General features: G+C 68.9%; 5 protein-coding genes. 2 read left to right on the forward strand and 3 right to left on the reverse strand.

Going from position 1 to position 4479, the window contains the following annotated elements; all coding sequences use genetic code 11:
- Positions 1-90: 90 nt before the first annotated feature.
- From ACWCXX_RS40625 to ACWCXX_RS40635, 3 genes are all read right to left on the reverse strand, one after another.
- Entirely contained in the window at positions 91-243 is a 153-nt protein-coding gene (locus ACWCXX_RS40625; RefSeq protein ID WP_451136255.1) for a hypothetical protein, read from the reverse strand.
- Positions 244-329: 86 nt separating this feature from the next.
- Entirely contained in the window at positions 330-869 is a 540-nt protein-coding gene (locus ACWCXX_RS40630) for an AAA family ATPase (protein WP_451136257.1), read from the reverse strand.
- 1117 nt (positions 870-1986) lie between these two features.
- Positions 1987-2637, reverse strand: a complete 651-nt coding sequence (locus ACWCXX_RS40635) for a DCL family protein (protein ID WP_451136259.1) — start codon at positions 2635-2637, stop codon at positions 1987-1989.
- A gap of 552 nt (positions 2638-3189) precedes the next feature.
- Between ACWCXX_RS40635 and ACWCXX_RS40640 the strand changes: the two genes are divergently transcribed.
- Positions 3190-3987 (forward strand): replication-relaxation family protein, encoded by a 798-nt coding sequence (locus tag ACWCXX_RS40640; protein ID WP_451136263.1) that lies wholly within the window; start codon positions 3190-3192, stop codon positions 3985-3987.
- A gap of 3 nt (positions 3988-3990) precedes the next feature.
- The gene (locus tag ACWCXX_RS40645) at positions 3991-4293 is read left to right on the forward strand and encodes a hypothetical protein (RefSeq protein ID WP_451136261.1); all 303 of its coding nucleotides are present in this window, start codon (positions 3991-3993) and stop codon (positions 4291-4293) included.
- The last annotated feature ends 186 nt before the right edge of the window (positions 4294-4479 follow it).

Below are 4479 nucleotides of genomic sequence, written 5' to 3' on the forward strand. Positions count from 1 at the left end.
CGAGATACGCGCAGATCTCCACCTCGGCCTGCTTCAACTCGCTTGCAGCATCATCTGCTTGAGACGACTCCGAACCTCATTCTGAAACGATCAGTTACTCACCCGGTCAAGGAATCGCTCAGCGACGGCGAGCTCGTCCCGCTCGGCCCGTATCTCCGCCAGCTGCTTGACCAGTCGCTCTTCGAGTGCGTCCAGCTCCGCGCGCCGCGCGGTGATCCGTTCCAGCAGCTCGGGATCCAGCATGCACAGAGCGTAGAAGACCGTTGATGGGGATTTCCGGAAAAGGGTGTGATCGAGCCTCCGTGACGGCTACCGCTGCAATCCGATGATCACGTCCAGCCTGCTGTCCTGAGCACCGCTACGGCGACGTCAGTGACGGATCCTGTGCCGGCGTCGACGGTGAAGTCGTCGACTGCAGACCGGCTGAGGATTCCGTCCAGTTCACCGGACCGGTTCAGGTGCCATCGCAGTGCTTCGGGCTCACTGCCGTGGCGTTGGGCCAGTCGCTGGTGGATGACCGAAAGCTCAGCCCGGAGCCGGCAGACCATGAGTTCAGCACTTACGGCATCAGCCAGCAACTCCCGCTCGTCCTGGTCCTCAACCACACCCGCGAGGACGAGGCGCGTCGCTCCGGCATCGAGATAGTGACCGGTGACGGTCTGCAGATTCCGCAGGAGCATGCCGAAGTTGAACCGGTCACCGGGAGGTGTGGGCCACGACTTACGTAGCCAGTCGAGATCGATGACGGCATGAGGAATCCCGGCGTCGGCAAGAAGGTCGCCCACAGCCTCGGCAACGGTTGTCTTGCCCACGCCGACAGTGCCATTGAGGAGGAGGGCATGGGCGTCCCGAGGGCTGTCTGCGCGCATCTCGGCATGCTACGCCGAGCAGCTCGGGCGTTGGAGTCACGCTTGTCGCTGACCGAGAAACGCACGTCCGCCACCGATTCGAGCACCGAAAAGCTGGTAACCAACCGCTGACGGACGATCTACTGCGCAGACAGCCACCCACGACCAGCGTGAGCACCCCGAGCACCGGTCACGCCAGCCCTTTGACCTGCGACTTCAAGTTGGCGGAGGCTCACTCCGGCGCACCCGGCCGGTGGGAGGTGCGGGACATCGAGGCATCCGGTGCGCGCACCCGTCCCGGTGGTGCGCACCGTGCGGTGGCGATGAACGGCATCGAGCGCACCGGTGCGCGCACCGACGACGTCGCTCACTGCCGGGCACCGCACCGGGGCGTGCGCGCGAGGCGACGCGTACGCACCGGTGACCTCAGCCCTGCGCACCGGTGCGCACCTCTGTCCGGCCGGGATACGGCGGGCACCCGCCGACCCGCTCCCAAACTTCCCGTGTGTGATCTGCCACATATCAGGGGTCCGCATAGCGCACATTTGGGACTTCTAAGAGATCGCGGTCAAGGGGGCGTGTGATATAGGAACTCGGCTCTGACCGGGCCTCCTTGGCGACGGTGCCACGCCCCGCACCGGGCTGCGCCGCGCGGCCCGAAGCGCACCACCAGGAACGCGCGGCGCACCGCACCCCGCACCACCGCCCGAAAGATGCGCGCACCGACCGCACCACCGCATCGGCGGTGCGCGCACCGCACCACCACACCGCACCGGGTGCGCACCACCGCACCGGCGAAGCGCACCGAGTGCACCGTGGCCGCGCACCACCGCACCGGGAGTGGAGTCCACCGTGCGGAGTGGGCTCCACCCGGTGGACACCACCGCACTCGGTGGTCGAACGGGGTGGACTCCACTCGTTCCACGGCATCGGCTGGGAGTGGATGGCGGCACGGTGGGGGAGTGGACGGCATCCGATCCACCGCCCACGGCGGGCCGTGCACCCCCTTGTCCACCTCTGCTACCTCCGGCATCCCCACCGAAAACGGGCAGCGCCCGGCGGAGGAGAGATCTCCGTCCCCGGGCGCCGTCCCCGGCCGGTTCGGCTCAGGCCGCGGCCATCCGGTGCGTGTGGCGCGCTACATGCGCGGGCGGCGCAGGTTCTCCTTAGCCGACAGCAGCCCGAGGACGGCGTGCTCCTGGTGGTGGGCGTGCCAGCGTTCCGCCAGGGCGCGGTCGGTGAACAGGGCCAGGCCCCGCGCGGTCTCCGCAGTCAGGTCGATGGCGTCGAAGCCGCCGGCGGCCCGGACGAAGTCCAGCGCGATGTCGTGGAAGCGCGGGCCCTGGAAGTAGGAGACGTGGACGTCGGCGGGAGCCAGCTCCTGGCCGCTCTCGTCGGACACGAGCGTGTGGGACGCCTTGCGGGACTCGTAGTAGGTGTTGACCTGCGGTTGAATCTCGGTGCGCATGGCGGTCTTCACCCGCTGCGGGTGGGTGGGGGCATCGAGGCACTTCTGGTACGAGAAGGCGACCTTGCTGCCGTCGACCAGGACTACCTCCGGGCCCTTGTGGTGTCCGCGCGGGGTGGCGATGACCCGGAAGTGCTTCACTCCGGGGCCGACCTTGTCCGCCGCGTCGGGATGCATGTCCAGCAGGTCCCGCAGCAGCAGGTCGTCGTCCTCCTGGTCGACGACCTTCCCGAGGCCGTAGCGGCCCAGGATCGCCTGCACCGCTTCCTGCCGAGCCTTCTTCGTCGCGTAGCTGCGCGGGCCGATCCAAACCTTGGGCACCTTGAGCTCCTCTGCCAAGCGGGTGACGGGAGCGCTCACGCTAGAGCACGTCCCCCGGTCCGGACGGAGCTTCACTCGTGCCGTCAGCCTGCCGAGGGACATGGCGGGGATCATGATCCCCGCTCACGGACAAACCCGCACGACAGGGGCCTAGTCGCGGAGAAATCGGACACCGGATGTCGCGGACGGCTAGACGGAAGACAAGGGGGTGCTTCCGAAGGTGGCCCCGGCCCGTACGCACATCCGCGTACGGGCCGGACGCTCACCGACCCGGCCCGCAGGCCGGGGGAAACCGAGGGCACCGTGCCCGCCGACCACACACCCCGCCCCACTCAAGCCCTCCGCAGCGTGCCCGGCCCGGCGCCTTCCGGCGACCTGGACCAGGTCCCGCAGGCCCCCTCCACGGGCCCCTCCATCGCCCCCTCCACGGCCACTTCGCCCGCCCGGCGTGTATCCGCAGGTCAGCCCGGGAAGTCAAGGCCCGCTGACGCGTTCGACAACCCTCCTAGATCTGCAGAGGCATGGAAGCCGACCGGAGTGCGACGCAAGGAAGTGCTGAGGGCTCTGGGCATCTTCCAGAGGGCTACCGCCGATCAACTCTGGCGGATGCTGCGTCCAGCGGACCGGCACGACCGGTCCACCAGGGACACCCTGAACGCGTTGAAGAAGACGGGCCTGGTCCGGGAGGAGACGCGGCTGGAGTCGGGACACCAACTGTGGGTGCTGACCGAGAAGGGACACAGGGAAGCCAAGACGCTGCTGCCGAAGTCGGTGCGGATCTCCGCGCTGCGCAAGCTGGAGTACGACGACGAAGGCCGGCCGGTCCAAGCCGACGGCTACGACGAACACGCCGCCGCCGTCACCTCGACCGCGGCCGTGCTCACCGGGGCCGGGTACGGCACGCCGTTGTCGTGGCAGACGGAGATCGCCCACCGCCTCCCGTACGGCTACACCCAGTACGCCGACCTGACGATGCGCGCCCCGGACGCCGGGGTGCCCGCGATGCTCCTGGAGATCGACCGGATCACCGAACCCGTCGACGACCTGGTGGACAAACTGCGCCGCTACACCGGCTGGTTCGAGCTCCTGGCGCCGAGGGCCGACGCGAACAAGGAGATGGTGGCCCGTCACAACAACGGTGCGGCGGTGCACGGCTTCCGGCTGTGGTCGCGGATCTACCCGGCGACCGGCCGCGAGGGCTACGCGCCGGTGGCGTTCGTGTTCACCGGGAAGACCGCAGCGCAGCGCGAGAGCCGGATACAGCGCCTGGAGCAGGCCACCCGCCGCTACTTCGCCGGGGAGCCGTACCCGGGCAGGGGCGAGGGCATCACGGCGGTCGACTACCACTAGGCGGTGCCCGTGGTCGTCACCGAGCTGGAGCGGATCACCGCCGACCCGGCCGGGGCCGCGGGGAAGGTGTGGCGCAGGCTCGGGCGCGATGAGTGGCAGACGCTGTCCGAGGCCCTGGACAACCCGGACGGGGACCGGCTGTACCGGGTGCAGCTCCAAGAGGCCCGCCGACGCCAGGCGGAGCGCGAGGCCGCTCACCGGGAGGCGCAACGGCCGGTATGCGCGCGGTCATGGGCATCACCCAGGACAACGACACGCACTTCACCTTCACCTACACGGGCTGAACACACCACGCCCAGCCCGTAGGCACGCCCCGGCAGGAGGGTGAGCGCGGCACGATCGCACCACCCGCCTGCTGTGGCATCAGCGGTCCCGGCGCAGGAACTGTGCTAAGGGCTGTCCCGTAACTACTGGTCACGGGTGAGATGATCTTGCTGTGTCTGGTGTGATCAGGGCGTCGGAGCCCTCCTGGATAGCCCCGTTCACCGGGTT

Source organism: Streptomyces sp. NPDC001732 (assembly GCF_053596315.1).

What these genes read in the sequence shown, in the direction of transcription:
- ACWCXX_RS40625 (WP_451136255.1), bottom strand. Translation starts at nt 243, where the DNA reads ATGCTGGATCCCGAGCTGCTGGAACGGATCACCGCGCGGCGCGCGGAG.
- ACWCXX_RS40630 (WP_451136257.1), bottom strand. Translation starts at nt 869, where the DNA reads ATGCGCGCAGACAGCCCTCGGGACGCCCATGCCCTCCTCCTCAATGGC.